This is a genomic window from Enterobacter nematophilus (assembly GCF_026344075.1).
GTDB classification, from domain to species: domain Bacteria; phylum Pseudomonadota; class Gammaproteobacteria; order Enterobacterales; family Enterobacteriaceae; genus Enterobacter; species Enterobacter nematophilus.
The window spans coordinates 30,170-55,691 of sequence record NZ_JAPKNE010000013.1 but is presented as its reverse complement, the minus strand read 5'-3'; the positions used below and the strand labels follow the sequence as shown (position 1 = coordinate 55,691).

The window sequence follows — 25,522 nt, the reverse complement described above, 5'->3', positions numbered from 1 at the left end:
CTTCAGTTGACAACTGAGCAATAAATAACCGAATGAAGATTATTCAAGGAACAGCTTGCGCAGGTATTTCGGTACCGCGTTGTCTGCGTTGGTGCCGATGACTTCCAGCTCCGGGTGCAGATCCTTCAGGCGCTGGTGCGCGTTCTGCATGATGCAGCCTTTGCCCGCCATAGAAAGCATTTCCGCGTCGTTCATGCCGTCGCCGAAGGCGATGCAGTCTTTCAGCTCAAAGCCCAAACGTTTCGCAACCGCTTCCAGCGCGTGACCTTTAGAGACGCCGCCCGCCATCACTTCCAGGCAGGTCAGGGTGGAGAAGCTCACGTTGACGCGATCGCCCCAGCGGGCGTTGATCGCCTGCTCCAGCGGCAGCAGCTCTTCGTGGCTGTCGCAGGTGAAGAACACCTTGCTGATCCCCTCTGGATCCAGCAGGCCCGGCTCATACAGGGAGTAGTTGAATACCGCTTCCCTGAAGAAACGCATTTCATCCGGGCGGTGGCGGTTCATGAACCATTCGTCGTCGCGGTATACGTTAGTGACGATAGCCGGGTTGTTATGCACCACGCCGAAGAGATCGGCGGCAATATCGCGATCCAGGTTATGGGTGAAGATCAGGTTGCCGTCGGTATCATGCACGCGCGCACCGTTGGAGGTGATCATGTACGACTTGATCTCCAGATTATCGCGGATCTGCCCCACGTCCACGTGGTGGCGGCCGGTGGCGAACACAAAGTTCACGCCACGGGCGGTCAGAAGCTTTAAGGTCTCTTTCGCGTAAGGCGACAGGGTGTGGTCGGGAGAAAGCAGCGTGCCATCTAAATCAGATGCAACAACCTGGTACATAGGAAAATTTAACCTCAATAGAAAATCAGTTATGCCGGTCGAAAAACTCGACGATGGCGTTGAGCGCGACTGAGCGCATAGCGTCCTTTTCAAAAAGGATCTCATGGTACGCGCCGTTGATGACCAGCGGTTTACCCCCTTCACAAGGGTGACCGGCGGCAGCGCGCAGTTCACAATAGCGGTCATGCATGCGGTTAGCCACCACACGCTCTTCTTCCGCCTGAATCAGAAGCGTCGGCGTGTCATCATCGCCTACGCCCGCCAGCACCTGCTCACCGGCCAGAATACCCTCACGCACCCAGTGCCAGGTCGGGCCGCCGACGCGCAGGCGCGGTTCATCGGCATAAAAGCGCAGGTTGCGGCGATAGCGCTGCCGACTGTGGGTTAAGACGTTGATGGCGAACGGCAATGCGCGCCAGCGTCCGGTTCCGATGGCATAGCCTTCACGAATGCGCTGATGGCCCTCAGCCCAGTCGAGAAGATGGCGCACCATCCAGTCGGGAAAACGAATGACAATCCCGTACATTGGCGCGGTGAGCGCAATGGCGTCGCACTGGTGCTCGTACCGCTGCAAAAACAGCGTCGAAATGGCACCGCCCATGGAGTGCGCAAGGATATACCGCTTGCGCCAGGGGCCGGGCTGAACTTCCTGCTGCCAGAACGCGGCAAAATCGTCGACGTAATCGCTGAAGTTATCCACGTGCCCACGGTGCGTATCCTGCAGCATGCGCCCGGACAGCCCCTGCCCACGGTGGTCGATGATCAGCACGTCAAAACCCATGTTGACCAGATCGTAGGCCAGTTCGGCATATTTAACGTAGCTTTCGATACGCCCGGGGCAGACCACAATCACCCGGTCATTTTTTTCATTGCGGAAGCGAACGAAGCGCACCGGGATGCCCCCGACGCCCGTAAACTCGTCTTCCTCACGTTGCCGCCAGAAATCGGTCAGCGGCCCCATAGAGAAAGCAGCAAATGCGTTTTCTCGTGTTTCCCAGTCCTTTTTCTGCTGAAACATTGGGTTTCCACTCACGTAATCCAGGGAATATCGTTTTTTTTCGTCACTGGTCACAAAATGACTCAACAATAGCGTATTGTGGCATAAAAATAGACGGTTCGGGAGTTTCAAATGACCTTCGAGTGGTGGTTCGCCTACCTGCTGACATCCATCATCCTCAGCCTTTCGCCCGGCTCTGGCGCCATTAACACGATGACTACCTCCATCAACCACGGCTACCGCGGTGCGGCGGCGTCGATTGCCGGTTTGCAAACCGGGCTCGGCATTCACATTGTGCTGGTGGGGATTGGTCTGGGGACGCTGTTCTCCCGCTCGGTGCTGGCATTTGAGGTGCTGAAATGGGCCGGTGCGGCATATCTGATTTGGCTCGGTATCCAGCAGTGGCGCGCGGCAGGCTCAATTGACCTGAATACCCTCTCCCGGACGCAAACGCGCGGCCACCTGTTTAAGCGCGCGGTGTTCGTGAACCTGACCAACCCGAAAAGCATCGTGTTCCTCGCCGCGCTGTTCCCGCAGTTTATCGTGCCGCATCAGCCCCAGGTGATGCAGTACGTGGTGCTGGGCGCAACCACGATCGTTGTCGATATCATCGTGATGATTGGTTACGCGACGCTGGCACAGCGGATAGCGGCATGGATTAAAGGGCCTAAGCAGATGAAGGCCCTGAACAAAGTCTTTGGCTCGCTGTTTATGCTGGTTGGCGCGCTGCTTGCGTCAGCGCGTCATGCTTAGCGAGAAATGATGAGATGAATGCCGAACCCGGCGAACAGCGCGCCGGCGAAGCCGTCGATCCACTTCGCGATGCGCTGATAGCCGCGGCGCATCGCCGGTAAGGCAAACAGGCTGGCCACGATGGTAAACCAGGCAAAGGTTTCAACGACGATCAGCAGGAAGATGCCCCAGCGCGCGCCCGCGCCAACGCTGTCACCCACAAACAGCGAGAACACAGAGCCGAAATAGATAATCGCTTTCGGGTTCGCCAGGTTGGTCAGCAGCCCTTTTACAAAGCTGCGTCCGCCCGTTGCCAACTCCACCTTGGGCTCTTCCGGCTTTTGCTCTTCTTTCTTCAGCGCCCCACGCAGCATCTGGTAGCCCATCCAGCACAGGTACAGCCCGCCGCCGACCATAATGATGTTATGCAGCCAGGCCATCTTCGCCAGGATCAGGTTCAGACCGAGCAGCGCGACCGCCGCCCAGACCATAACGCCCATGGTAATACCGAGCACGCCCATCATCGCTTCTTTGCGGGAGCGGCTGACGGCCGTTTGTGACACGAAGAAAAAGTCAGGTCCCGGGCTCATCAGCGCAACGATGTGCACTAACGCCACGGTGAGAAATAGCATTAACATAATTAGCTCGCGGGGAAATAATTTAGTGAGTCATCATCCTGGCACTTTTTCGCCCGGCTGACTACTCCTCATCATCACCATCAACGTGGGAACGGATGAGCGCCATAAACTCTTTTCCGAAGCGCTCAAGCTTGCGCGTGCCGACGCCGTTGACGCTGAGCATTTCGCTGGCGCTGAGCGGCATCTGTTCCGCCATCTCAATCAGCGTCGCGTCGTTGAACACCACGTACGGCGGAATGTTTTCTTCGTCGGCAATGGCCTTACGCAGCTTGCGCAGTTTGGCGAACAGCTTGCGGTCGTAGTTGCCGCCGTAGGATTTCTGCATCACGCGCGGCTTGAGGGCGACCACGCGCGGCACGGCGAGCCTGAGCTCAACGTCACCGCGCAGCACCGGACGCGCCGCTTCGGTCAGCTGTAGCGCAGAGTGCTGGGCAATGTTCTGCGTAGCAAAGCCGAGGTGGATCAGTTGGCGAATAATGCTGACCCAGTGCTCGTGGCTCTGGTCTTTACCGATGCCGTAAACCGGCAGCTTGTCGTGACCCATGTCGCGGATACGCTGGTTATTGGCACCGCGCAGCACTTCCACCACGTAGCCCATCCCGAAGCGCTGGTTCACGCGGTAAATGGTCGAGAGCGCTTTGCGCGCGTCCATCAGGCCATCGTACTGCTTTGGCGGATCGAGGCAGATATCGCAGTTGCCGCACGGCTCCTGTCGCCCTTCACCAAAGTAGTTGAGCAGCACCAGACGGCGGCAGGTTTGCGCTTCCGCGAAGGCGCCCATCGCGTTGAGCTTGTGGCGTTCGATGTCCTGCAGCTGTCCCTGCGGTTTCTCTTCCAGACAGCGGCGCAGCCACGCCATATCCGCCGGATCGTAAAACAGCATCGCCTCCGCCGGCAGGCCGTCACGCCCGGCGCGGCCGGTTTCCTGATAGTAGGATTCGATATTGCGCGGAATGTCGAAGTGCACCACAAAGCGCACGTTCGGCTTGTTGATGCCCATCCCGAACGCCACCGTCGCGACGACGATTTGCAGGTCATCGCGCTGGAATTTCTCCTGCACGTCGGCGCGGATGTGGTTCTCTAACCCGGCGTGATACGCGGCGGCGCTAAAGCCGCGGTTTTGCAGACGCGCGGCGGTGTCTTCCACCTTCGCACGGCTGTTGCAGTAGATAATGCCGGACTTGCCGCGCTGCTCCTGGACGTAGCGCAGGAGCTGGTCCAGCGGCTTGAATTTTTCCATCAGCATGTAGCGGATGTTGGGGCGGTCGAAGCTGCTGACCTGAATATACGGGTCGTTCAGCCCCAGCAGGCGGACAATGTCCAGACGCGTGGTGTCGTCCGCCGTGGCGGTAAGCGCCATAAACGGCAGTTCGGGGAAGCGCTGACGCAGCTGGCCGAGGGCGGCGTATTCCGGGCGGAAATCGTGTCCCCACTGGGAGATACAGTGCGCTTCATCCACCGCCAGCAGGACCGGGTTCCAGTGCGCGAGGTGATCGAGGAAATTATCCAGCATCAGGCGCTCTGGCGCGATATACAGCAGGCGTATCTGGCCGGTGCGGCACCCGGCCATCACCTCTTGCTGCTGCTCGCGGGTTTGCGTCGAGTTCAGGCAGGCCGCCGCCACGCCGTTGGCGAGCAGCTGGTCCACCTGGTCTTTCATCAGAGAAATGAGAGGCGATACCACGACCGTCAGGCCGTTCAGCACCAGCGCGGGCACCTGATAGCAGAGGGATTTCCCGCCGCCGGTCGGCATCACCACCAGACAGTCGCGGCCTTCCAGCACGGTTTCAATGATGGTTTCCTGGCCGGGGCGGAACTGCTGGTAGCCAAAGGTTTCATGCAAAACCTGCTTAGCCAGCGACTCCTGATTCAATACTTCCGCCTGCGCCACGTTAACCCCATTTGCGAAAAATAAAACAGGCGCTATTTTCAGCGCCTGAGAGAGAAACTTCAACGTTTAACGCAAAAACATTCGAGCGGCTTAGAGAATATCGTTCAGCATTACGCCTACGCCAACGCGAGTCTGGTTGAAGTTGTAGTCGATCAGCGACTCGCCGTAGCCGCTGTATACCTGGGTATAGAGACGCACGTGCTTCGTCACCGGGTAGCTCAGACCGAGCTCAGCGCCGCCATATCCGGTGTTCCAGTTGTACTGGCCTTTCGCGCTCAGCACGGCTTCGCCTAACTGGTAGCCGACTTTGAGCTGGTAGTAGCCCATATACTTGGTGATATCCGGGTTATCATCCGTGCTGCCGACCACGTACCAGGGCTTCACTTCCACCATCCAGTTACCGTTCTGCGCCATCAGGCGCGTATAGGCACGGTTCCAGCTGCGCGAGGTTGGGTCGGAGCGTCCATTGGAGTCGTGGTTAAAGCCGACTTCAACGTCGCGTAGCGTCCAGCCAGCAAATTCGTAGTCCGTTGCGAAGCCGAGGAACAGCTGCGGCTCATAGTTGGTTTCACGGAACGGTGAAGATTCGCCGCTGTTGGAGAGCTGCCACCAGGATTTCTGCGTATAAGACGCGCCGAACACCGAGTTCGGTCCCAGAATGCCACGCCAGAACGGGAAGGCGAGGCTGAGCTGGTACTTCACCTCATCCTTACGCGCATTATCAGACCAGTTATAGGAGCTTATCGCTTCTTTGTTGAGATCGCTGGTCTGGGTGTAGATCACGTAGTTGGTATCATACGGGTAGAGCGTGAACGGGTTGTCATGCTCCTGCAGCATATTGGCGATGATGCTGCCCTTAACGGCAGGTTTATCATGGACTTCTTTAATCGTCGCTTCCTGCGCATATGCTGTGAGGGGCAGCGCAACCGCCGCCAGTAACCAGGCCAGATACGTCCGCATCGGTGGTGTTCTCCTGCAAAGAGTAAAATTACCTGAATAGTTATGAGGCGAACATTCTACAGACTTCTGCGATAACTGCTGCATCCTCGTTTCTGAAAGTGGAATTCCTTATTGTTGAAGCATAAAATCAACATTTCATTAACAATAAGGATGTGATGCCTCATGTCAGCCATGCTTACCGCCGAAGAAGTGTTAAAACTCGTGGGCGAGATTTTTGTTTACCATATGCCGTTTAACCGTGCGCTGGGTCTTGAGCTGGAGCGTTACGAGAAAGAGTTTGCCCAGCTGAGTTTCAACAACCAGCCGATGATGGTGGGTAACTGGGCGCAAAGTATTCTGCACGGCGGGGTGATTGCCTCCGCGCTGGACGTGGCGGCAGGCCTGGTCTGCGTGGGCAGTACGCTGACGCGCCATGACACCATCAACGAAGATGAACTCCGCCAGCGTCTGGCGCGCATGGGCACCATTGATTTACGCGTCGACTACCTTCGCCCGGGGCGCGGAAACCGCTTTACCTGCACCAGCAGCCTGCTGCGTGCCGGGAATAAAGTTGCCGTTGCCCGCGTTGAGCTGCATAACGAGGAGCAGGTTTATATCGCCAGCGCAACCGCCACTTATATGGTGGGTTGAGGCGGCAAATTCGGGTAAAATTGATTCACTTTTTTGTAACGGATTTTCCCGATGGATGCTAAACAGACGCGGCAGGGCGTTTTACTCGCCCTTGCCGCTTATTTTATTTGGGGTATCGCCCCGGCATATTTCAAATTTATCGCCTATGTACCGGCCGACGAGATCCTCACTCACCGCGTCATCTGGTCGTTCTTCTTCATGATCGCGCTGATGAGCCTCAGCCGTCAGTGGTCCGGCGTTAAAACGCTGCTGAAAACCCCGAAAAAGGTCTTCCTGCTGGCGCTTTCCGCGGTGCTGATCGGCGGCAACTGGCTGCTGTTTATCTGGGCGGTGAATAACCACCACATGCTCGAAGCGAGCCTGGGGTACTTCATTAACCCGCTGGTGAATATCGTGCTGGGGATGATTTTCCTCGGCGAACGCTTCCGCCGGATGCAGTGGGTGGCGGTGATTCTGGCCTTCTGCGGCGTGTTGGTGCAGCTGTGGACTTTTGGCTCGCTGCCGGTTATCGCCCTCGGTCTGGCGTTCAGCTTTGCTTTTTACGGCCTGGTACGTAAGAAAATTGCGGTGGAAGCGCAAACCGGGATGCTGTTTGAAACCCTGTGGCTGCTGCCGGTGGCGGCGGTCTATCTGTTCGGTATTGCCGACAGCGCCACCAGCCATATGGGCAGCAACCCGTGGTCGCTGAACCTGATGCTGATGGCGGCGGGCGTAGTGACCACCATTCCGCTGCTGTGCTTCACCGGTGCGGCAACGCGCCTGCGCCTCTCCACGCTGGGCTTCTTCCAGTACATTGGCCCAACGCTGATGTTCCTGCTGGCGGTGGTGTTTTACGGCGAAGTGCCGGGTGCGGATAAGATGGTAACCTTCGCCTTTATCTGGGTGGCGCTGGCGATTTTCGTCGCCGATGCGATTTATACCCAGCGCAGAACCCGAAGAGGAATGTAGGTGTTTTGTCGGGCGGGTGAGCGCAGCGCCACCCGCCAGATTTTACAGCCAGTTCCGACGCTTAAAGTACAGATACGGCGCCAGCCCGGCGAGGATCATAAAGATAATCGCCCCCGGGTAGCCAAAGCTCCACTTCAGCTCCGGCATAAACTCAAAGTTCATCCCGTAACTCGATGCCACCAGCGTCGGCGGCAGGAACACCACGGACACCACCGAGAAGATCTTGATGATGCGGTTCTGCTCGATGTTAATAAAGCCCATCGCCGCCTGCATCAGGAAGTTCACCTTCTGGAACAGGGATTCGTTGTGCGGCAGCAGGGATTCGATATCGCGTAAGATCTCACGCGCCTGCTCCAGCTGACCGCCCGGCAGACGCGCCTTGCGCACCAGGAAGTTCAGCGCGCGCTGGGTATCCATCAGACACAGACGCACCTTCCAGCCGATATCCTCCAGCTCTGCCAGCGTCGAGAGCGCTTCGTCGTACTCATCGCCCTGATGGCCTTCCATGATCACGCGGCTCAGCTTTTCCAGGTCGCTGTAGATGTTTTCAATTTCGTCCGCCAGCTGTTCAATTTTGGTTTCGAACAGATCGAGCAGCAGCTCGTATGCGTTGCCGTCCACCATCGCCTGGCTGCGGGCGCGCATGCGGTAGAGGCGAAACGCCGGCAGCTCGCGCTCGCGCAGGGTGAACAGACGACCGTCGCGAATGGTAAACGCCACGGTGGAGTTACCCGCGTGATCTTCCGCATCTTCAAAGAAGAAGAAGGAGTGAATGTGCAGGCCGTCTTCGTCTTCAAAGAAACGCGCGGAGGCTTCGATGTCTTCCAGTTCCGGGCGGGTTGCCAGGCTTTGCCCCAGCTCAGATTGTACGCGAAGGCGCTCATCGTCGTCCGGCTCGACCAGATCCACCCATACGGCATCAATGAGGGGCTGTGACTCTTCGGCTTCAAGCCGAGTCAGTCGGTTATTTTCGAGTTGAAATGCGCTCAACATGACCGGGACTCCCAATGCAAAAAATATCGGACAGTTCGGTGGGCACACAGAAACAAATTGGGTTTCAGACCATTAAACAGCCTGACTCAGCGCGACGGGAATAATGCAGTCGCTGACAACCACTAAGGCCATCAGCAAGAGGAGATAGCCTTAGGAGTTGTTCCTGAATGACAGGGAATTGAGCCAGTATCTACTGGGTGTGTCCAAGGCGAATGTCCTCTTAGCGTAATCGTGCGCGCATGTTACGCCAGCAGTAACTGCGACGTCAACACGCAACGGAACGCTGAAGGGCATTAATTGACCTTCAACGTATAAGGCTAGCAGATTATTACAAAATAATGATATTTTTCTGAAAGTTACACTGTTTCCAGCCTGGCATAGGCGGCCACCAGCCATTTAATCCCCTGCCCCTGGAACGCGACCTGCAGGCGGCTGTGCTCGCCGCTGCCTTCCAGATTCACAATGGTGCCTTCACCAAACTTCGAATGGCGCACGCGCTGGCCCAGCTTGTAGCCGGTGTCGGTTTCAGAGATCGGCGAGCCCATGCGCGGATGGCTAACCGGACGGCTGATGCTGGCGCGCAGACGTACCTCTTCCACGCACTCTTCCGGCAGTTCGCCGATAAAGCGCGACGGACGGTGGTAGACCTCTTTGCCGTACAGACGGCGGGTTTCCGCGTAGGTTAGCGTCAGCTTCTGCATCGCTCGCGTCACGCCCACGTAGGCCAGACGACGCTCTTCTTCCAGGCGTCCGCCTTCATCCAGCGACATCTGGCTTGGGAACATGCCCTCTTCCATGCCAACGATAAACACCTGCGGGAACTCCAGACCTTTGGCGGAGTGCAGGGTCATCAGCTGAACAGCGTCCTGCCAGGTGTCCGCCTGCCCTTCACCCGCCTCCAGCGCGGCGTGGGAGAGGAACGCCTGCAGCGGCATCAGGTCTTCGTCTTCTTCGTTGTAGCTGAACTGGCGCGTTGCCGTGACCAGTTCCTCTAAGTTCTCAATACGGGTCTGGCCCTTCTCGCCTTTCTCCTGCTCGTACATGGTGCGCAGGCCGGAGTCTTTAATCACCCGGTCGGTCTGCACGTGCAGCGGCATGTCGGCGGTTTCCTGCGCCAGGGCGTCAATTAATTCCAGGAAGCGCTGGAGCGCGCTGGCGGCGCGTCCGGCGAGGGCTTTTTCCTGCAGCAGCTCGCGGCACGCCTGCCACAGCGTCAGCTGGCGATCGCGCGAGGCCTGACGCACCACGTCCAGCGTACGGTCGCCAATGCCGCGGGTCGGCGTGTTCACCACGCGCTCAAACGCCGCATCGTCGTTGCGGTTGGCGATCAGGCGCAGGTAAGAGAGCGCATCTTTGATTTCCTGACGTTCGAAGAATCGCATGCCGCCGTAAATGCGGTACGGCATGCTCACCTGCAGCAGCGCCTCTTCCAGCACGCGCGACTGGGCGTTGCTGCGGTAGAGAATGGCGCACTGCTCCAGCGCGCCGCCGTTGTCCTGCCAGGTTTTGATGCGGTTCACCACGAAACGGGCTTCGTCGAGCTCGTTGAAGGCGCAGTAAATCGAGATCGGTTCGCCGTCGACGCCGTCGGTCCACAGCTTTTTGCCCAGACGCCCGTTGTTGTTCTCGATCAGGGCGTTGGCCGCGCTCAGGATGTTGCTGGTTGAGCGGTAGTTCTGCTCCAGACGGATGGTTTCCGCGCCGGGAAAATCGTTGAGGAAGCGCTGGATGTTCTCCACCTGCGCTCCGCGCCAGCCGTAGATCGACTGGTCGTCATCGCCCACGATCATCACCTTGCCGGTATCCCCCGCCAGCAGGCGGATCCAAGCGTACTGGATGTTGTTGGTATCCTGGAATTCGTCCACCAGGATGTTGGTAAAGCGTTCGCGGTAGTGCTGCAGGATGTGCGGCTTGTTGAGCCACAGCTCGTGGGCGCGCAGCAGCAGCTCGGCGAAATCCACCAGGCCTGCGCGATCGCACGCTTCCTGATAGGCCTTATAGACGTTCTGCCAGGTCTGCTCGACCGGGTTGCCGAAGCTCTGAATGTGGTGCGGGCGCAAACCTTCGTCTTTCTGGCCGTTGATGTACCACATCGCCTGACGCGGCGGCCACTGCTTCTCGTCAAGGTTCATCGCCTTGATCAGGCGCTTCAGCAGGCGGAGCTGGTCTTCGCTGTCGAGGATCTGGAAATCCTGCGGCAGGTTGGCGTCCATATGGTGCGCGCGCAGCAGGCGGTGCGCCAGGCCGTGGAAGGTGCCAACCCACATGCCGCCCTGGCTGGTGCCCATCAGCTGGGCGATACGGTGGCGCATCTCCGCCGCCGCCTTGTTGGTAAACGTGACCGCCATGATGGAGTACGGTGAGCAGTTTTCCACGCTCTGCAGCCAGGCGATACGGTGAACCAGCACGCGCGTCTTACCACTGCCCGCCCCAGCCAGAACCAGCAGGTTGGTGCGCGAGGCGGCAACCGCGTCACGCTGTTTGTCATTGAGGCTGTCGAGCAGGTAAGAAACGTCCATTGGCACCGTCACGTCATGTCGGGCAGGCAAATGTTTCCACTCGCCAAAACCCTGTTAATTTATACAGAACAATTGATGATTATATCAGCGTCGTGAGGGATGCCAACCGTGAAATTTCCACGTGCGGCAGAAGACGGCTGTCTGTGGCGGTCATCAGCTCCGCATTTTCTGGCTTGATCCAGCAGGCCTGCATGCCGCAGCGGATGGCACCCGCCACGTCGGTGGTCAGGTCGTCGCCCACGTGAAGAATGTTACCGAGCGGCAAATTCAGTTTTTCCGCTGCCAGGTGATACATATCACTGAACGGCTTCGAGCGCCCGTGCGGGCCCGCGCGCAGCACGAACTCGAAGTAATCGCCCAGGCCAAACAGCTCCGGCTGGGCGTTACCGTTGGTGATGGCCACCAGCGGCCACTTTTCGGCAAGCTTCGCCAGCGTGTCGTGGGTCTCCTGCGGAACGTCGATCCGGCTGCGCCATTTGGCGAAGTTTTCCATGGACGCTTCGGCACCGATGGCCGCATCCCGCGCGCTCAGGCCAGCGTTGAGCATCGCCTGCTCAACCGCCCGGCGACGCCATTCGGTCACGTCGTGGTAAATGTCCGGCTCGGTCTCCCGCAGGGACTGGCGCAGCTTCTGGAAATCCTTGTTCTGCATCGCTTTCAGCGCCGGATGATAGTTCTGTACAAACGCCAGCGACTCCTGCTCGGTACGCAGGATCACCTCGCGGTTGTCATAAAGGGTGTCATCAAGGTCAAACGTCAGGGCTGAGATCTGACCGAGTGGGCGGTAAAAACGCATTATTTCCCCCGTTTGGCGCGTGGATGCGCCGCGTCATACACCGAGGCAAGGTGTTGGAAGTCTAAGTGGGTGTAGATTTGAGTGGTCGACAGATTCGCATGGCCAAGCAGTTCCTGCACGCCGCGCAGATCGCCGCTCGATTCCAGCATGTGTGTCGCAAAGGAGTGGCGCAGCTTGTGCGGATGCACGTGGCTGTTCAGTCCCTGCTTGATGCCCCACTCCGCAAAGCGCTTCTGCACGTTACGCGCGGAGATCCGCTTGCCGAGCTTAGATAAAAACAGCGCATCCTCGTCCGCGCCAAACAGGCCGCGCAGATCCAGCCAGTGCTCAATCCAGGAGACGGCGTTGCGGCCAATCGGCAGGCGGCGCTCTTTGCTGCCCTTGCCCATCACCCACACTTCGCCGGATTCCAGATCGAGATGCTTTAAGTCGAGGTTCACCAGTTCGGAGAGACGCAGGCCCGCGCCGTACATCACCTCCAGCATCGCGCGGTCGCGCACGGCCAGCGGATCGTTAAGGTCGATATCCAGCAGGCGGTTTACGTCGTCAACATCGATATTTTTCGGCAGATGGCGCGGGGCTTTCGGCGTGGCGATCCCTTTTGCCGGGTTGGCTTTCAGGCCGCCCTGGCTGACCAGCCAGTCGAAGAAGCTGCGCAGCGCAGAGAGCCGAAGCGCAAGGCTCGCCGGGCTGAGATTTTTTTTACGGCTACGCACGACGAACCCGCGTACCGTGGCGGCGTCACATTGTTGCCAGCTTTTCAGGCCGATTTCTTCGGCAATCTGGATGATGGCATCAAGCTGACGCTGATAGTTGAGCAGCGTGATAGGGCTGAGCTGACGTTCAACGCCCAGATAGCGCAGAAAGCGCGAGACGTCAGTGGCGAGCAGTCCGTCCGTCATACGCGTTCAATCCAGCGCTCCAGCAGCTCGGGCAGCATCAGGGCGATCTCCTGCAGCAGGTGCGTGGCTTGCCCCTGCTCATAGTGGTGCACGTCGCGGCTGGTAAATAATATGACTCCCAGGTCGCCATCGCGCCCCATCAGCGACATCGCCACCGAGCCAATCGCTTTGGCTTCCGGTAACACCACCAGCAGCTCAGGTCCGTTCAGCGGCCCCAGATAGTGGTGCTCATGGCCCAGGCGCTGAATGCGCAGCGGCTCAAACGCCTGACGGCTGAGCGCCAGATGGGTAAACCCTGACGGTGCGCCAATGCGCCAGCGGTCAGGGAACAGACGAATCGTTGCGCCCGCCAGCCCCAGCTCGCGCGCCCAGCGGTGGAAGCGGCTGAGAAACTCTTCGAGGCTGTGCGCCGAGGCCAGACGCGCCTGCAGGTGCAGAAGGCGATAGAACAGGCTTTCGTTGGTGCTGGCCTGCTCCATCAGCAGCGTCATGTTCTCTTCAAGCTGGTTGATGTGGTTACGCGAGCGCGCCATGTGCCATTCGACCAGCGACACGGTCCCGCGAACCGGATGCGGCACGCGCATCTGTTCGACGACGCGTGCATTGCGAATAAAAAACTCAGGATTGTTCAGCAGATAATCAACAACAGCGCTGTCGTCCAGTTCCGTCACTGTTTCCTGCAGTTCTTCCCCTGGTTGTTTCATAGATGGATAAACCCGTCATAAACATGTGTCGCCGGGCCCGTCATATACAGTGGATGACCCGGTCCTTTCCAGGCGATATCAAGACGACCGCCCGGCAATTCCACGCGAACCTCTTCTGCCAGTAACCCCTGAGAGATACCGACGGCGACAGCCGCACAGGCGCCGCTTCCGCAGGCCTGGGTTTCGCCCGCGCCGCGCTCGTAAACCCGCAGGCGGATGTGTTCACGCTTCACCACCTGCATAAAGCCGATGTTCGCGCGCTCCGGGAACCGCTCGTGGCTTTCCAGAACCGGACCGAGCGTTTCAACCGCCGCGGTTTCCACGTCATCCACCTGAATCACGCAGTGCGGGTTACCCATCGAGACGACACCGCACAATACTGTCTGCTCGGCCGCACGCATAATATAGGTCTTTTCCGCTTTGTTTGCGCGAAACGGCACGGCGGAAGGCTCGAAGTTCGGCTCACCCATATTGACGCGCACCAGCTCGTCGTCAGTGACGCTGAGCACCATACGACCATTAGCGGTACTGACGCGGATATCGCGCTTGTTGGTCAGCCCCTTCAGGCGGACAAAGCGGGCAAAACAGCGCGCGCCGTTGCCGCACTGGTTCACCTCACTGCCGTCCGCGTTAAAAATACGGTAGTGGAAATCGAGGTCAGGATCGTAAGGCGGCTCAACCACCAGCAGCTGATCGAACCCCACGCCCACGTGCCGATCCGCCAGGCGACGGATCAGTTCCGGGGAGAAAAACACATTCTGCGTTACCGCGTCGACGACCATAAAATCGTTGCCAAGGCCATGCATTTTAGAGAACTGCATCATTTGCTCCATTGCGCGGGTACAGAACGTTGTCGTCAGAGGTTAACCTGAGTCGGACCGCCGTTGTCGCCACGATCGTTAGTCTTTGGCGTGGAAGACTCAATGCCGCTGTTAACCGGTTTTGTCGGCGGCGGCGCGGTTTTATCCGCAGGCGGGAAGTAGAGTGGTCCCTTCAGTCCGCAGCCGGTCAGGCTAAACAGCGTGATGAGAACGGCAAGCGTTCGGAAAGCGTTTTTCATTATAAAGTTGCCCGTAAGTTCAAATCTGTTTCTATCATCGCAGGAGAAGACACAAAAGCAAGAGTTTGCCGCTTTCCTGCAACGGGAATTATTTAGCGTTATACTGCCGCCATCACGAAAAACAGGAACAAAACCATGAACGACAGTGAATTCCATCGCCTTGCCGACACCCTGTGGATGACCATCGAAGAACGTATCGACGACTGGGACGGCGACAGCGATATCGATTGTGAAATCAACGGCGGCATTCTGACCCTGAGCTTCGAAAACGGCAGCAAAATTATTATTAACCGCCAGGAGCCGCTTCACCAGGTGTGGCTGGCGGCCAAACAGGGCGGCTATCACTTTGATTTGAAGGGTGACGAGTGGGTTTGCGACCGCAGCGGCGAAACGTTCTGGGATCTGCTGGAACAGGCGGCGACCGCGCAGGCGGGTGAGGACGTGAGTTTCAGGTAGTTTCTGTGCCCGGTAGCGGCTACGCCTTACCGGGCCTACAAAGGCTCAGGAGAAATACTGCTGCAACAGCGGTGCGGTATCCTGATTCGCAGGCACCGCAGGGGTAATCGCCTGCGTACGGAACGGGATCACCTGCGCTCGCCCATCCACGTTCACAATCTGGTAGAACTGCGGCAGGTTGAAGTTGATAAAGCTGGAGCCATAGGTGAAGCGGTCATGCGAGGAAGAGTAGAAGCGGCTGACGTCGCGAACCAGCTCCTCTTTGCTGCCTTCACAGTGGTGATACACCTCGGCGCGGTTGGTCTCATCCAGAATGTAGATGTTGAACCCGGCATCGTCGCCCGACTCTTCAAAGAAGAACTGAATAATCCCTTCACTGGCAAAGCCATCCACCACCTGCGGCAGCTTGACGTGGTTGGTTTCCACCTGAACTGACAGGCCGTGCAGCTTGTTGTGCGAAATCGCGCCGTAGAACTCGATAGCGTTTTCCAGCTTTTGTACCGACACGTTCAAACGCTCGAAGAACAGGCCCCAGGTCTGCCCGGAGACGCGCAGCGCTTTAAAGCGCCCGGTTTCCTGACGGGTGCTGGAGAGACGCAGTTCGATGCACTCGGAGACCAGCTGCTGTACGCGGGTACGAATTAAACCGCGCAGGTGCTGGCTGTAGCAGAACACTTCGACGCTGTCCGGCGGCGCGGCGTCCTGATGCATCTTGCCGAGAATGGTTTTCAGCGCTTCGATCATTGCCTGCTCGCCGTTGAAGTGCAGGGTACGCACTTCGTTCCACGAGTTGCGGTACAGCAGGTCTACGCTGCCCACCAGGCAGTTTTGCTGCTCGCCAAAGCTGAAGACGTCCAGCTTGCGGAAGTCAAAATGGACCACCTGATTGCGGAAGGCCGCCGTCGGGTCGTACTCCAGGTTGACGATAATCGCCAGGTGACGGATTTCGCACGGGCTGTAGAGCGCTTTCGGCGTCGGCGCAGGCAGACGCAGCGGGAAGTGGTGCGAGACATCCGCCACCATCTCCTGCAGCTTGGCTAAATCGACGACCTCGTTGCCCTTGATAAACAGGCGCGTGCGCGAGGTCAGCAGGCCGTTGAACCAGGCCCACGCCACCAGCTTGTTCAGGTAGCGGTTATACTCCAGCGGCTGATGGCTGATAATCGAATCCATGCTTGGCGCACGGTTGTAAAGATACCACCCGGTGCGGTTTGCGCGGCCCGGCGGCACGTAGATAAAGGTCAGGTTTGGTTCAGACAGGTCAGGCGAAATCTGCGGGTTAACCAGGGTCACTTTGCCCGGCAGCGCTTCAAACGCGGCGTACAGCTTACGGGTTAACACCCCGATATCCTGCGGGCTGGCAGACACGCTGAGGTTATTGCGGCGCGCAAAGCGGATCAGGTTACGGTAGCTTTGCATCATCGCGTCGAGCAGTTCGTTGTGCGCTTCACGCACCTGATCGATCTTCCAGTTGGCGCGGTTGTCGAGCATGGACAGACGCGCTTCGTCCCATCCCCACTCTTTCACTAGCTGACTGACCACTTCACGACGCCAGCCCACGCAGGCGCGCTCGCGACTCAGCTTTTCACAAACTTTGAGATAGAAACATCGACGCACCAGGTCAAGACGCGTGGAATCATCAATGGCTTTTAGGTATTCGGTAACCCGCTCCAGCATCATGCAGTAGGCGTCGAGCCCGTAAGAGACAATCTCGCCATCGTGCAGGCGCTGCTTGATATCTTTCGCCAGCAGGCGCGGCGTAGGGTATTCCCACGAGTAGGCTTCCAGCAGCAGGGTTTTCAGCACCGCTTTGTACGGTGAATCAATGCTCTTGTAGAGCTGCCAGAGGCTTGCGCCAAAGTACTCTTCGGCGGACAGGGAGCTGAGGCCGCCCAGATCCAGCCATTCGTTTGGCGTCAGCACGCCCTGCGCGTAAAGCGACATGACGTAGTCGTCGTAATGCTCTTCTTCTTCGCACGGGACCATATTCCACAGAATACGCTTCCCGGCCAGACGAACGGCGGTACGGTAAAATTCATCCAGCAACAGGATGTGCTGGGTCGAGCCACAGTCTTCACCACCCAGACTGCCGCTTTCGTTATGGCGGAAACGGTTTTCATCAATCAGGAAGAAGCTCACTTCCACGCCGAGCGAGGCCGCCCAGCTTTCCAGCAGGCTGCATTTACGCTGCAGCAGCTGGCGCTCTTCGTTATCGAGCCAGGATTGATGGCAGACCCAGATATCCAGGTCCGAAGAACAGCTCTGCCCTACCGATGAGGTGCTCCCCATCGAGTAAACGCCGGTAATCGGCAGCTCACCTTTCGGGGATTCCTGCGGCGGCATGCCGCGGTAGAGTTCCAGCTCGTTCAGATAATGCTGTTGGGTTTCATCAGGCGTGAAGAGGCAAATGCCCTGGGGAACGTTACCATCAAGGTAGCCAGGCATTAGCGGGTGGTGATAGTGCAATAATGTCGGCAGCAGACTGTATACCTGCTGGAAAGCAGGACCCATGGCAGCAAGCGCGCGATCCACACGCAGTTGATTTATGGCATCCAGTCTCTGTTTCAGAGTCTCAATATAGAGGTACAAGACGTATCGCCTGATGTTTCCGGGTGTCGTAAGCTATTCAAAACACGAATAACAGCGAGCCCGCAGTATTTCAAAAAGATAACCGTTACCCTTTTTTCGCCCTTGTCATTATGGTGGTACCGACGAAAAAATGGTCTAAAACGTGATCAATTTAACACCTTGCCGGTTGACCGTAAAGAAAGATGCGCTACATACAAGTGTAGCACCGTTCTGTACGTGTAAATTCCTGAATACGGCTATTGCTGACGAATACGCCGCCTTGTCCCTCTCACGCTTCATCAACCGTAAAACTGCCATCCCAGAGTCAACAATGTTAGGATGGTTAGTGATTGATAATGACGGTAACAAGCATGTTAGACAATGTTTTGAGAATTGCCACACGCCAAAGCCCTCTCGCGCTCTGGCAGGCACATTATGTTAAGCAGCGCCTTGAAGCCTGCCACAGTGGATTGCGCGTCGAGCTGGTGCCGATGGTCACGCGCGGTGACGTGATTCTGGATACGCCGCTGGCGAAAGTGGGCGGCAAGGGCCTGTTTGTCAAAGAGCTGGAACTGGCATTGCTTGAGAACCGCGCCGATATCGCCGTACATTCGATGAAAGACGTGCCCGTCGAGTTCCCGGAAGGGCTGGGGCTGGTGACCATCTGCGAGCGCGAAGATCCGCGTGACGCGTTTGTCTCGAATCACTATGACTCGCTCGACGCGCTGCCGTCGGGTAGCGTGGTTGGCACGTCCAGTTTACGCCGTCAGTGTCAGCTGGCGGAGCGTCGTCCTGATCTTATCATCCGCTCGCTGCGCGGTAACGTTGGCACGCGTCTGGGCAAGCTGGATAACGGCGATTACGATGCCATTATTCTTGCGGTTGCGGGCCTGAAACGCCTGGGGCTGGAGGAACGCATTCGCGTGGCGTTGCCGCCAGAGCTGTCGCTGCCGGCCGTCGGCCAGGGCGCCGTCGGCATTGAGTGCCGTCTGGACGATGCGCGCACCCGCGAGCTGCTCGCTCCGCTGAACCATGACGAGACCGCGACCCGCGTAAAAGCCGAGCGGGCGATGAATACTCGCCTCGAAGGAGGGTGTCAGGTGCCGATTGGCAGCTATGCTGAATTAACCGAAGGTGAACTGTGGCTGCGCGCGCTGGTGGGCGCCCCGGACGGTTCACAGATGGTGCGCGGAGAACGTCGCGGCAAGCCGCAGGATGCCGAGCAGCTTGGCGTGTCGCTGGCGGAAGAGCTGCTGAATAACGGCGCGCGTGAAATTCTGGCCGAGGTCTATAACGGAGAACCCCCTGCATGAGTATTCTTGTCACCCGCCCTTCTCCCGCAGGAGAGCAATTAGTGAGCCGTCTGCGCGCACTGGGGCAGGTGGCCTGGAGTTTTCCGCTGATTGAATTCTCCCCCGGCCGGGAGCTCTCTGCGCTCGCCGACCAGATGAATACCCTGCAGGAAGGCGACCTGCTGTTTGCGCTATCGCAGCATGCCGTGGAATTTGCCCACGCGCAGCTGCAACAGCAGGGTCTGGCCTGGCCTGACGACCCGCGCTATTTCGCGATTGGCCGCACAACGGCACTGGCGCTGCATACCGTAAGCGGCGCGGATGTTCGTTATCCGTTAGATCGGGAAATCAGCGAAGTCTTGCTACAATTACCTGAATTACAGACTATTGCCGGAAAGCGCGCGCTCATTTTGCGCGGCAACGGTGGCCGCGAACTGCTGGGCGAAACGCTGCGCGAACGCGGGGCTGACGTCACGTTTGTTGAGTGCTACCAGCGCTGTGCGAAACACTACGATGGCGCACAAGAGGCGATGCGCTGGCACGCGCGAGGTATTAATACGCTGGTGGTCACCAGCGGTGAAATGTTACAACAGCTTTGGTCGCTGATACCGCTTTGGTATCGCGAAAACTGGTTACTCCGCTGTCGGCTTCTGGTCGTCAGTGAGCGTCTGGCGAACCTCGCCCGGGAACTGGGCTGGCAGGATATTCGGATCGCTGATAACGCCGACAACGATGCGCTGCTGCGCGCATTACAATAACTCTCAAATGGGAAGCCATAATGACGGAACACGAAAAATCCTCCGCCGTGGTTGAAGAGACCAGGGAGACTGTGGAGACAACGCCACAGCCAGAGACGACTGAGAAAACCGCTGAGAAGAAAAACGGCAGCAATAAAACCAGCCTCGCGCTGAGCGCGATTGCCATCGCCATTGCGCTGGCAGCAGGCGTCGGTCTGTATGGTCTGGTGAAGCAACAGAGTGCTAACCAGACGGCCACCAGCGACACGCTGGTCAATCAGCTTACCTCCCTGCAAAAAGCGCAGGAAACGCAGAAAACCGAGCTGGAAGCGGTGATTAAGCAGCAGGCCGCCGCGCTAGCCGAGGCGAACAGCAAACAGGAAGAGCTGACCAAACAGCTGGGCGAAGTACAGCAGAAAGTCGCCACGATCTCCGGCACCGATGCCAAAACCTGGCTGCTCTCGCAGGCCGATTTCCTCGTCAAACTCGCCGGGCGTAAGCTGTGGAGCGATCAGGACGTGACCACCGCCGCCGCGCTGCTGAAAAGCGCCGATGCGAGCCTGGCCGACATGAACGATCCGAGCCTCATTACCGCGCGCCGTGCGATTACCGAAGATATCGCCAGCCTTTCCGCCGTTTCACAGGTGGATTACGACGGCATTATCCTCAAGGTGAACCAGCTTTCGAATCAAATAGATAACCTGCAGCTGGCGGATAACAACGACGACGACTCCCCGATGGACTCTGACGGTACCGAGCTGTCCAGCTCCCTGAGCGAATGGCGCATAAACCTGCAGAAAAGCTGGCAGAACTTTATGGACAGCTTCATTACCATCCGCCGTCGCGATGAAACCGCCGTACCGCTGCTGGCACCGAATCAGGATATCTATCTGCGCGAAAACATCCGTTCCCGCCTGCTGGTCGCGGCGCAGGCCGTGCCGCGCCATCAGGAAGAAACGTACAAACAGGCGCTGGATAACGTCTCGACGTGGGTACGCGCCTACTACAACACCGATGATGCAACGACCACCGCCTTCCTCGAAGATATCGACAAGCTGAGCCAGCAGAACATCACCATGAACGTGCCGGATAAGCTGTCCAGCCAGCCGATTCTGGAGAAGCTGATGCAGACGCGCGTGCGTAACCTGCTGGCCCAGCCGGGCGTTCCGGCCGAGCAGACCGGCACAGGCACAGCGGCGGCACCAGCGCCTGAAAGCGCGCCACAGGGAGAGTAATAATGCTAAAAGTCCTTTTACTCTTCATCCTGCTGATCGCCGGGATCGTCCTGGGCCCGATGCTTGCGGGTCATCAGGGATATGTCCTGATCCAGACCGATAACTACAACATTGAAACCAGCGTAACGGGTCTGGCGATCGTTCTGATCCTCGGCGTCGTGGTCCTGCTTGCCGTTGAATGGATCCTGCGCCGTATTTTCCGCACCGGTGCCCATACCCGCGGCTGGTTCGTTGGCCGTAAGCGCCGCCGCGCCCGTAAGCAAACGGAACAGGCACTGCTAAAGCTGGCCGAAGGCGATTATCAGCAGGTTGAAAAGCTGATGTCGAAAAACGCCGATCACGCGGAACAGCCGGTAGTGAACTATCTTCTGGCCGCCGAAGCGGCGCAGCAGCGCGGTGATGAAGCCCGCGCTAACCAGCATCTGGAACGCGCGTCAGAACTGGCTTCTGGCGACCCGATCCCAGTGGAAATTACCCGCGTCCGCCTGCAGCTCGCGCGCAATGAGAACCACGCGGCGCGCCACGGCATTGACCGTCTGCTGGAAATCGCACCGCGTCATCCGGAAGTCCTGCGCCTTGCGGAGCAGGCCTATATTCGTACCGGCGCGTGGGGCTCGCTGCTGGACATCATTCCTTCCATGGCGAAAGCCGATGTGGGTGATGATGAGCATCGTGATGAGCTTCAGCGTCTGGCATGGATTGGCCTGATGGATCAGGCGCGCGCCGACCTGGGCAGCGATGGCCTGAAAACCTGGTGGAAGAATCAGAGCCGGAAAACGCGCCAGCAAATCCCGCTACAGGTTGCCATGGCGGAGCATCTTATTGAATGTGACGATCATGACACCGCGCAGGAGATCCTTCTCGACGGCCTGAAGCGCCAGTACGACGATCGCCTGGTGATGGTGATTCCGCGCCTGAAAACCAATAATCCTGAGCAGGTCGAAAAAGTGCTGCGCCAGCAGATCAAAACCGTCGGTGACCGTCCGCTGCTGTGGAGTACCCTGGGCCAGTCGCTGATGAAGCACGGCGAATGGCAGGAGGCGAGCCTGGCCTTCCGTGCGGCACTGAAACAGCGTCCGGACGCGTTTGACTACGCGTGGCTTGCCGATACGCTGGACAAACAGCATAAGCCAGAAGAGGCGGCCGCCATGCGGCGCGATGGGCTGTTATTGACGTTGCAAAATAACGGAACGCAGCAGTAATTCAACAGGAGGCCAGACGGCCTCCTTTTTTTACACCCATAAAAAAACGCCTGCTATAAAAGCAGGCGTTAAAACAGGTCTGTAAGACAACATATTTGGTGCTTCACTCAACGTTGTGTCCATGGTGTCTGATGAGGCCGAAGCGACATCTGTCAGTGGACGATAAGCACCGTAAATGGCTCTGCGTCATTCCTGAGTTTATGAGGCACTAAGGCGAACATAAGAGATGGAATGAGCATCTACGCGTATATTATTGCACGTAACGTGCCAGATTTACACGCAGAACTTTTACATGGCGCAACATTTTAAGATAAAAGGAAATTATGCTGTTAAGCAGCATCTGAAGCTTCACAGCGTTTCGGCAAAAGCAGAAATATGTCGCCAGGAAGAGACAGTAAAACCAATAAATAATTATTTCTTTTATTTTCAATAAATTGCATGTCTCTGAATCGCGACAATGATAGAGGGCGCTGTCTGGAGATAACGACAGGGAAAAAACTTACAGAAAACAAAAAACCCCGCCGAAGCGGGGTTCAAAATTGGTCGGCGAGAGAGGATTCGAACCTCCGACCCACTGGTCCCAAACCAGTTGCGCTACCAAGCTGCGCTACTCGCCGATGTACTGCTTTTTTGAATTTTTAGTTCAATTCATCTAAAAAGTCGTGGTGCGAGGGGGGGGACTCGAACCCCCACATCCTAAGGACACTAACACCTGAAGCTAGCGCGTCTACCAATTCCGCCACCTTCGCAATTCACAACTCTTTCAATAATGGGGTGGCTAATGGGATTCGAACCCACGACAACTGGAATCACAATCCAGGGCTCTACCAACTGAGCTATAGCCACCACTGTATTCTTTCACGCGGTACTGACTACTTCTCAGACCACCGCAGCTCTAGCGCCGGGAACTAAAATGGCGCGCCCGACAGGATTCGAACCTGAGACCTCTGCCTCCGGAGGGCAGCGCTCTATCCAGCTGAGCTACGGGCGCTTAGCGCCGTTGCGGGGCTGGATATTACGTACCTCCGTCCCCGCTGTCTAGTGCTTTTTTGAAAAAAATGCGCGTTTGGTTATGGTTTGCACATTTTGCCGCTTATTCCTCCACTTTCTGCGTGGTGGCACGGCGACCCAGGCCAAAAAGCTTATACGCGGCCGTCACAGCCGCCAGGAAGATCAGCCCGACAAACAGCGACATGCGGGTATCTTCATTAAAGTACATTCCAATTAATACGCAAATCAGGAACGCCATCGTCAAATAGTTCGCATACGGGAACAGAATCGAGCGGAACGGATGGCTGGCGATCGCTTTTTTATGCGCATGGCGGAAACGCAGCTGGCTGATGAGGATAACAAACCACGGCACCATGCCCGGCAGCACGCTGGCGCTGTAGACGTAAACAAACACGCGCTGCGGATTAGGGATGATGTAGTTCAGGCAGGAGCCAATCAGCAGGATGACAATGGAGACCGCCACGCCCGCTACCGGCACGCCAGCACGTGAGACTTTACTCATCGCCGCAGGCAGCTGGTTATTTTTCGAGAGCGCGTAGAGCATACGGCCACAGCTGTACATCCCGCTGTTACAGCCCGACAGCGCTGCCGTCAGGACCACAAAGTTGATGATACCCGCTGCAGCTGTAATCCCAATCTTCGCAAAGGTTAATACGAACGGACTCCCCGTCGTGCCGATTTCGTTCCACGGGAAGATGGTGACGATGACGAAAATCGCGCCCACGTAGAAAATCAGGATACGCCACAGCACTTTGCCCACCGCGCTACGCAGCGTAACCTGCGGGTTTTTCGCTTCACCGGCGGTAATCCCGATCAGCTCCACGCCCTGATACGAGGCCACAACGATACACAGCGCCGTCAGGAAGCCCTTCCAGCCGCCGGCGAAGAAGCCGCCGTGTTCAGTCAGGTTGCCAAAGCCGATGGCGTGTCCGCCGTTGCCAAAGCCATAAAAAATCACGCCCAGGCCAATGACAATCATCACGATGATGGTGGTCACTTTGATCATCGCAAACCAGAACTCGATTTCACCGTAAAGGCGCACGGCGGCCAGGTTTGCCAGCGCCACCAGCCCCACGGCAATCAGTGCCGGTATCCACTGGACCATGTCCGGGAACCAGAACTGGACGTAAACCCCTATCGCGGTGATTTCAGAGATGCCCACCGCCATCCACATAAACCAGTATGACCAGGCCGTCAGGTAGCCGAAGAACGGGCTCATATAACGGTGCGCGTAAACGGCGAAGGAGCCGGTCACCGGCTCCAGAAAGAGCATTTCGCCCATTGAGCGCATGATGAAGAAAACAAACAGCCCGGCGATGATATACGCCAGTAATACGGAAGGCCCTGCCCATTTGAGGGTGCTTGCGGAGCCCATAAACAGGCCCACGCCGATAGTGCCGCCCAGCGCTATCAGTTCGATATGACGAGCTTCCAGCCCACGCTGTAGCTCCGGTTGTTTCTCTGCCATAGATCCTCGATTGTGTTTGCTGTTTCCCGGCTTAATACCGGTTATTGTTTTTTAGGGGTACTAAAATACGGTGCGAATGGTTTCTTAAAATCGGCCAAATGGCAAACGATGCATTAAAAAAATGAATGCATTGCATAAATTATCAGCAGTTTTGCAGGCGAGTTGCAGCGCGAACAGCATATCGCGCTACATTTTGATTACATCTTACCGGTATAGTGCCAGGCGAGGTAGCGAAGCAGACGAATCTGTCGTTTAATGCGGGTGGGTTGGGAGAGCAGGCGGTAGAGCCACTCCAGCCCCATATTTTGCCACATCTTCGGCGCGCGCTTCACGTGGCCGGTAAAGACATCGTAGGTGCCGCCGACGCCCATATAAAGCGCATCCGGGCTGACCAGGCGGCAGTCGCGCATCAGGATCTCCTGGCGCGGAGACCCCATTGCCACGGTGACGATTTTCGCCCCGCTGTCGCGCACGCGGGCAAACAAAGCCTGCTGGTCTTCAGGCTTGAAGTAACCATTCTGGCTGCCAACGATATTAACATTCCATTGACGACGCAGTTTCTCTTCGGTCTCGGCCAGCACCTCAGGCTTACCGCCAATCAGGAACACCGGCGTGCCCTCCGCGCCAGCGCGGGCCATGAGCTGCTCCCAGAGATCGGCACCCGCCACGCGGGAAACATTAGCGTCAGGATACTTTTTACGAATGGAGCGGACCACGCTGATACCGTCCGCGTATTTAAATTCGGCCGCCTCGATCAGGCTTTTGACTTCGGCGTTATCTTCCACCGCCAGCATCTTTTCCGCATTGATAGCGACCAGCGTACCGGATTTCATCTGCCCGTCGGCGAACAGAAAATCCAGCGCGTGCTGCATGTCGCGCCAGCCAATCAGCTGCAAACCACGAAGCGCATAGCGCGGTGCAGAAGTTTTATCAGTCATTACTT

24 protein-coding genes and 4 tRNA genes are annotated in these 25,522 nt (G+C 57.5%); 8 read left to right on the top strand and 20 right to left on the bottom strand.

The annotated features are described in order from the left end of the window. Nucleotides 1–39: 39 nt before the first annotated feature. Nucleotides 40–840, bottom strand: coding sequence for a sugar/pyridoxal phosphate phosphatase YigL (gene yigL / locus OSH03_RS21210; protein ID WP_151413038.1), 801 nt, complete (start codon nucleotides 838–840; stop codon nucleotides 40–42). A 25-nt stretch (nucleotides 841–865) separates the two neighbouring features. Continuing rightward, nucleotides 866–1,858, bottom strand: coding sequence for a lysophospholipase L2 (gene pldB, locus OSH03_RS21205; protein WP_266180028.1), 993 nt, complete (start codon nucleotides 1,856–1,858; stop codon nucleotides 866–868). Nucleotides 1,859–1,969: 111 nt separating this feature from the next. Between pldB and rhtB the strand changes: the two genes are divergently transcribed. Further along, nucleotides 1,970–2,590: a homoserine/homoserine lactone efflux protein gene (gene rhtB, locus OSH03_RS21200; RefSeq protein WP_151413037.1), complete on the top strand. Its 621-nt coding sequence runs from the start codon at nucleotides 1,970–1,972 to the stop codon at nucleotides 2,588–2,590. Here rhtB and rhtC read toward each other — a convergent pair. The 3 genes from rhtC to pldA all read right to left on the bottom strand — a co-directional run bounded on the left by rhtC (nucleotide 2,587) and on the right by pldA (nucleotide 6,058). Then, nucleotides 2,587–3,207, bottom strand: coding sequence for a threonine export protein RhtC (gene rhtC / locus OSH03_RS21195; protein ID WP_266180027.1), 621 nt, complete (start codon nucleotides 3,205–3,207; stop codon nucleotides 2,587–2,589). The two genes, rhtB and rhtC, sit on opposite strands and share 4 nt — an antisense overlap. 61 nt (nucleotides 3,208–3,268) lie before the next feature. Beyond that, nucleotides 3,269–5,098, bottom strand: coding sequence for an ATP-dependent DNA helicase RecQ (gene recQ, locus OSH03_RS21190; RefSeq protein ID WP_253543421.1), 1,830 nt, complete (start codon nucleotides 5,096–5,098; stop codon nucleotides 3,269–3,271). Nucleotides 5,099–5,188: 90 nt separating this feature from the next. Further along, on the bottom strand, nucleotides 5,189–6,058 hold the full coding sequence (gene pldA / locus OSH03_RS21185; protein ID WP_266180026.1) for a phospholipase A: 870 nt from the start codon (nucleotides 6,056–6,058) through the stop codon (nucleotides 5,189–5,191). A 162-nt stretch (nucleotides 6,059–6,220) separates the two neighbouring features. Between pldA and yigI the strand changes: the two genes are divergently transcribed. Both yigI and rarD read left to right on the top strand, forming a co-directional pair. Continuing rightward, nucleotides 6,221–6,688 carry an acyl-CoA thioesterase YigI gene (yigI, locus tag OSH03_RS21180; RefSeq protein ID WP_028014789.1) on the top strand — a complete coding sequence of 156 codons (468 nt, stop codon included), beginning with the start codon at nucleotides 6,221–6,223 and terminating at the stop codon, nucleotides 6,686–6,688. Between the two features lie 51 nt (nucleotides 6,689–6,739). Further along, on the top strand, nucleotides 6,740–7,636 hold the full coding sequence (gene rarD / locus OSH03_RS21175; protein WP_266180025.1) for an EamA family transporter RarD: 897 nt from the start codon (nucleotides 6,740–6,742) through the stop codon (nucleotides 7,634–7,636). 42 nt (nucleotides 7,637–7,678) lie between these two features. On the opposite strand, the gene corA is transcribed toward rarD, so the two are convergent. The 8 genes from corA to lptM all read right to left on the bottom strand — a co-directional run bounded on the left by corA (nucleotide 7,679) and on the right by lptM (nucleotide 14,610). Beyond that, entirely contained in the window at nucleotides 7,679–8,629 is a 951-nt protein-coding gene (gene corA, locus OSH03_RS21170; RefSeq protein WP_008501540.1) for a magnesium/cobalt transporter CorA, read from the bottom strand. Between the two features lie 150 nt (nucleotides 8,630–8,779). Then, entirely contained in the window at nucleotides 8,780–8,923 is a 144-nt protein-coding gene (ysgD, locus tag OSH03_RS22230; protein WP_414146796.1) for a YsgD/CorL family protein, read from the bottom strand. Nucleotides 8,924–8,985: 62 nt separating this feature from the next. After that, nucleotides 8,986–11,148: a DNA helicase II gene (gene uvrD / locus OSH03_RS21165; RefSeq protein ID WP_061096765.1), complete on the bottom strand. Its 2,163-nt coding sequence runs from the start codon at nucleotides 11,146–11,148 to the stop codon at nucleotides 8,986–8,988. Nucleotides 11,149–11,227: 79 nt separating this feature from the next. Beyond that, on the bottom strand, nucleotides 11,228–11,944 hold the full coding sequence (gene yigB, locus OSH03_RS21160; RefSeq protein ID WP_266180024.1) for a 5-amino-6-(5-phospho-D-ribitylamino)uracil phosphatase YigB: 717 nt from the start codon (nucleotides 11,942–11,944) through the stop codon (nucleotides 11,228–11,230). Beyond that, nucleotides 11,944–12,846, bottom strand: coding sequence for a tyrosine recombinase XerC (xerC, locus tag OSH03_RS21155; protein WP_252003204.1), 903 nt, complete (start codon nucleotides 12,844–12,846; stop codon nucleotides 11,944–11,946). Before xerC ends, yigB begins: the two co-directional genes overlap by 1 nt. Further along, complete coding sequence (locus OSH03_RS21150; RefSeq protein ID WP_061096762.1) at nucleotides 12,843–13,550, bottom strand: DUF484 domain-containing protein; 708 nt, start codon at nucleotides 13,548–13,550, stop codon at nucleotides 12,843–12,845. The genes xerC and OSH03_RS21150 overlap by 4 nt, the downstream gene beginning before the upstream one ends. Next, on the bottom strand, nucleotides 13,547–14,371 hold the full coding sequence (dapF, locus tag OSH03_RS21145) for a diaminopimelate epimerase (protein WP_061096761.1): 825 nt from the start codon (nucleotides 14,369–14,371) through the stop codon (nucleotides 13,547–13,549). The genes OSH03_RS21150 and dapF overlap by 4 nt, the downstream gene beginning before the upstream one ends. Nucleotides 14,372–14,406: 35 nt before the next feature. Next, entirely contained in the window at nucleotides 14,407–14,610 is a 204-nt protein-coding gene (lptM, locus tag OSH03_RS21140; RefSeq protein ID WP_041911830.1) for an LPS translocon maturation chaperone LptM, read from the bottom strand. A gap of 135 nt (nucleotides 14,611–14,745) precedes the next feature. Here lptM and cyaY point away from each other — a divergent pair, with 135 nt between their 5' ends. Continuing rightward, nucleotides 14,746–15,066: an iron donor protein CyaY gene (cyaY, locus tag OSH03_RS21135; protein ID WP_003860816.1), complete on the top strand. Its 321-nt coding sequence runs from the start codon at nucleotides 14,746–14,748 to the stop codon at nucleotides 15,064–15,066. 45 nt (nucleotides 15,067–15,111) lie between these two features. Here cyaY and cyaA read toward each other — a convergent pair whose 3' ends face one another. Next, on the bottom strand, nucleotides 15,112–17,655 hold the full coding sequence (gene cyaA, locus OSH03_RS21130; protein WP_265195593.1) for a class I adenylate cyclase: 2,544 nt from the start codon (nucleotides 17,653–17,655) through the stop codon (nucleotides 15,112–15,114). A 350-nt stretch (nucleotides 17,656–18,005) separates the two neighbouring features. Here cyaA and hemC point away from each other — a divergent pair, with 350 nt between their 5' ends. From hemC to hemY, 4 genes are read left to right on the top strand one after another with little or no spacing between them, the layout of a single operon-like run. Then, nucleotides 18,006–18,947 carry a hydroxymethylbilane synthase gene (hemC, locus tag OSH03_RS21125; protein ID WP_266180023.1) on the top strand — a complete coding sequence of 314 codons (942 nt, stop codon included), beginning with the start codon at nucleotides 18,006–18,008 and terminating at the stop codon, nucleotides 18,945–18,947. Next, the gene (gene hemD, locus OSH03_RS21120; RefSeq protein WP_266180022.1) at nucleotides 18,944–19,684 is read left to right on the top strand and encodes a uroporphyrinogen-III synthase; all 741 of its coding nucleotides are present in this window, start codon (nucleotides 18,944–18,946) and stop codon (nucleotides 19,682–19,684) included. Before hemC ends, hemD begins: the two co-directional genes overlap by 4 nt. 20 nt (nucleotides 19,685–19,704) lie before the next feature. Then, nucleotides 19,705–20,898 (top strand): uroporphyrinogen-III C-methyltransferase, encoded by a 1,194-nt coding sequence (gene hemX, locus OSH03_RS21115; RefSeq protein ID WP_266180021.1) that lies wholly within the window; start codon nucleotides 19,705–19,707, stop codon nucleotides 20,896–20,898. A 2-nt stretch (nucleotides 20,899–20,900) separates the two neighbouring features. Continuing rightward, on the top strand, nucleotides 20,901–22,100 hold the full coding sequence (gene hemY, locus OSH03_RS21110) for a protoheme IX biogenesis protein HemY (RefSeq protein WP_266180020.1): 1,200 nt from the start codon (nucleotides 20,901–20,903) through the stop codon (nucleotides 22,098–22,100). A gap of 540 nt (nucleotides 22,101–22,640) precedes the next feature. Here the strand turns inward: hemY and OSH03_RS21105 are convergent. From OSH03_RS21105 to wecG, 6 genes are all read right to left on the bottom strand, one after another. Further along, nucleotides 22,641–22,717, bottom strand: a tRNA-Pro gene (locus OSH03_RS21105). A 46-nt stretch (nucleotides 22,718–22,763) separates the two neighbouring features. Beyond that, nucleotides 22,764–22,849: transfer RNA gene (locus OSH03_RS21100), tRNA-Leu, on the bottom strand. Between the two features lie 21 nt (nucleotides 22,850–22,870). Next, a tRNA-His gene (locus OSH03_RS21095) sits at nucleotides 22,871–22,946 on the bottom strand. Between the two features lie 68 nt (nucleotides 22,947–23,014). Further along, a tRNA-Arg gene (locus OSH03_RS21090) sits at nucleotides 23,015–23,091 on the bottom strand. A gap of 102 nt (nucleotides 23,092–23,193) precedes the next feature. Continuing rightward, nucleotides 23,194–24,579, bottom strand: a complete 1,386-nt coding sequence (gene thrP / locus OSH03_RS21085) for a bifunctional threonine/serine APC transporter ThrP (protein WP_041911824.1) — start codon at nucleotides 24,577–24,579, stop codon at nucleotides 23,194–23,196. A 197-nt stretch (nucleotides 24,580–24,776) separates the two neighbouring features. After that, entirely contained in the window at nucleotides 24,777–25,517 is a 741-nt protein-coding gene (wecG, locus tag OSH03_RS21080; protein WP_266180019.1) for a lipopolysaccharide N-acetylmannosaminouronosyltransferase, read from the bottom strand. Nucleotides 25,518–25,522 lie beyond the last annotated feature (5 nt).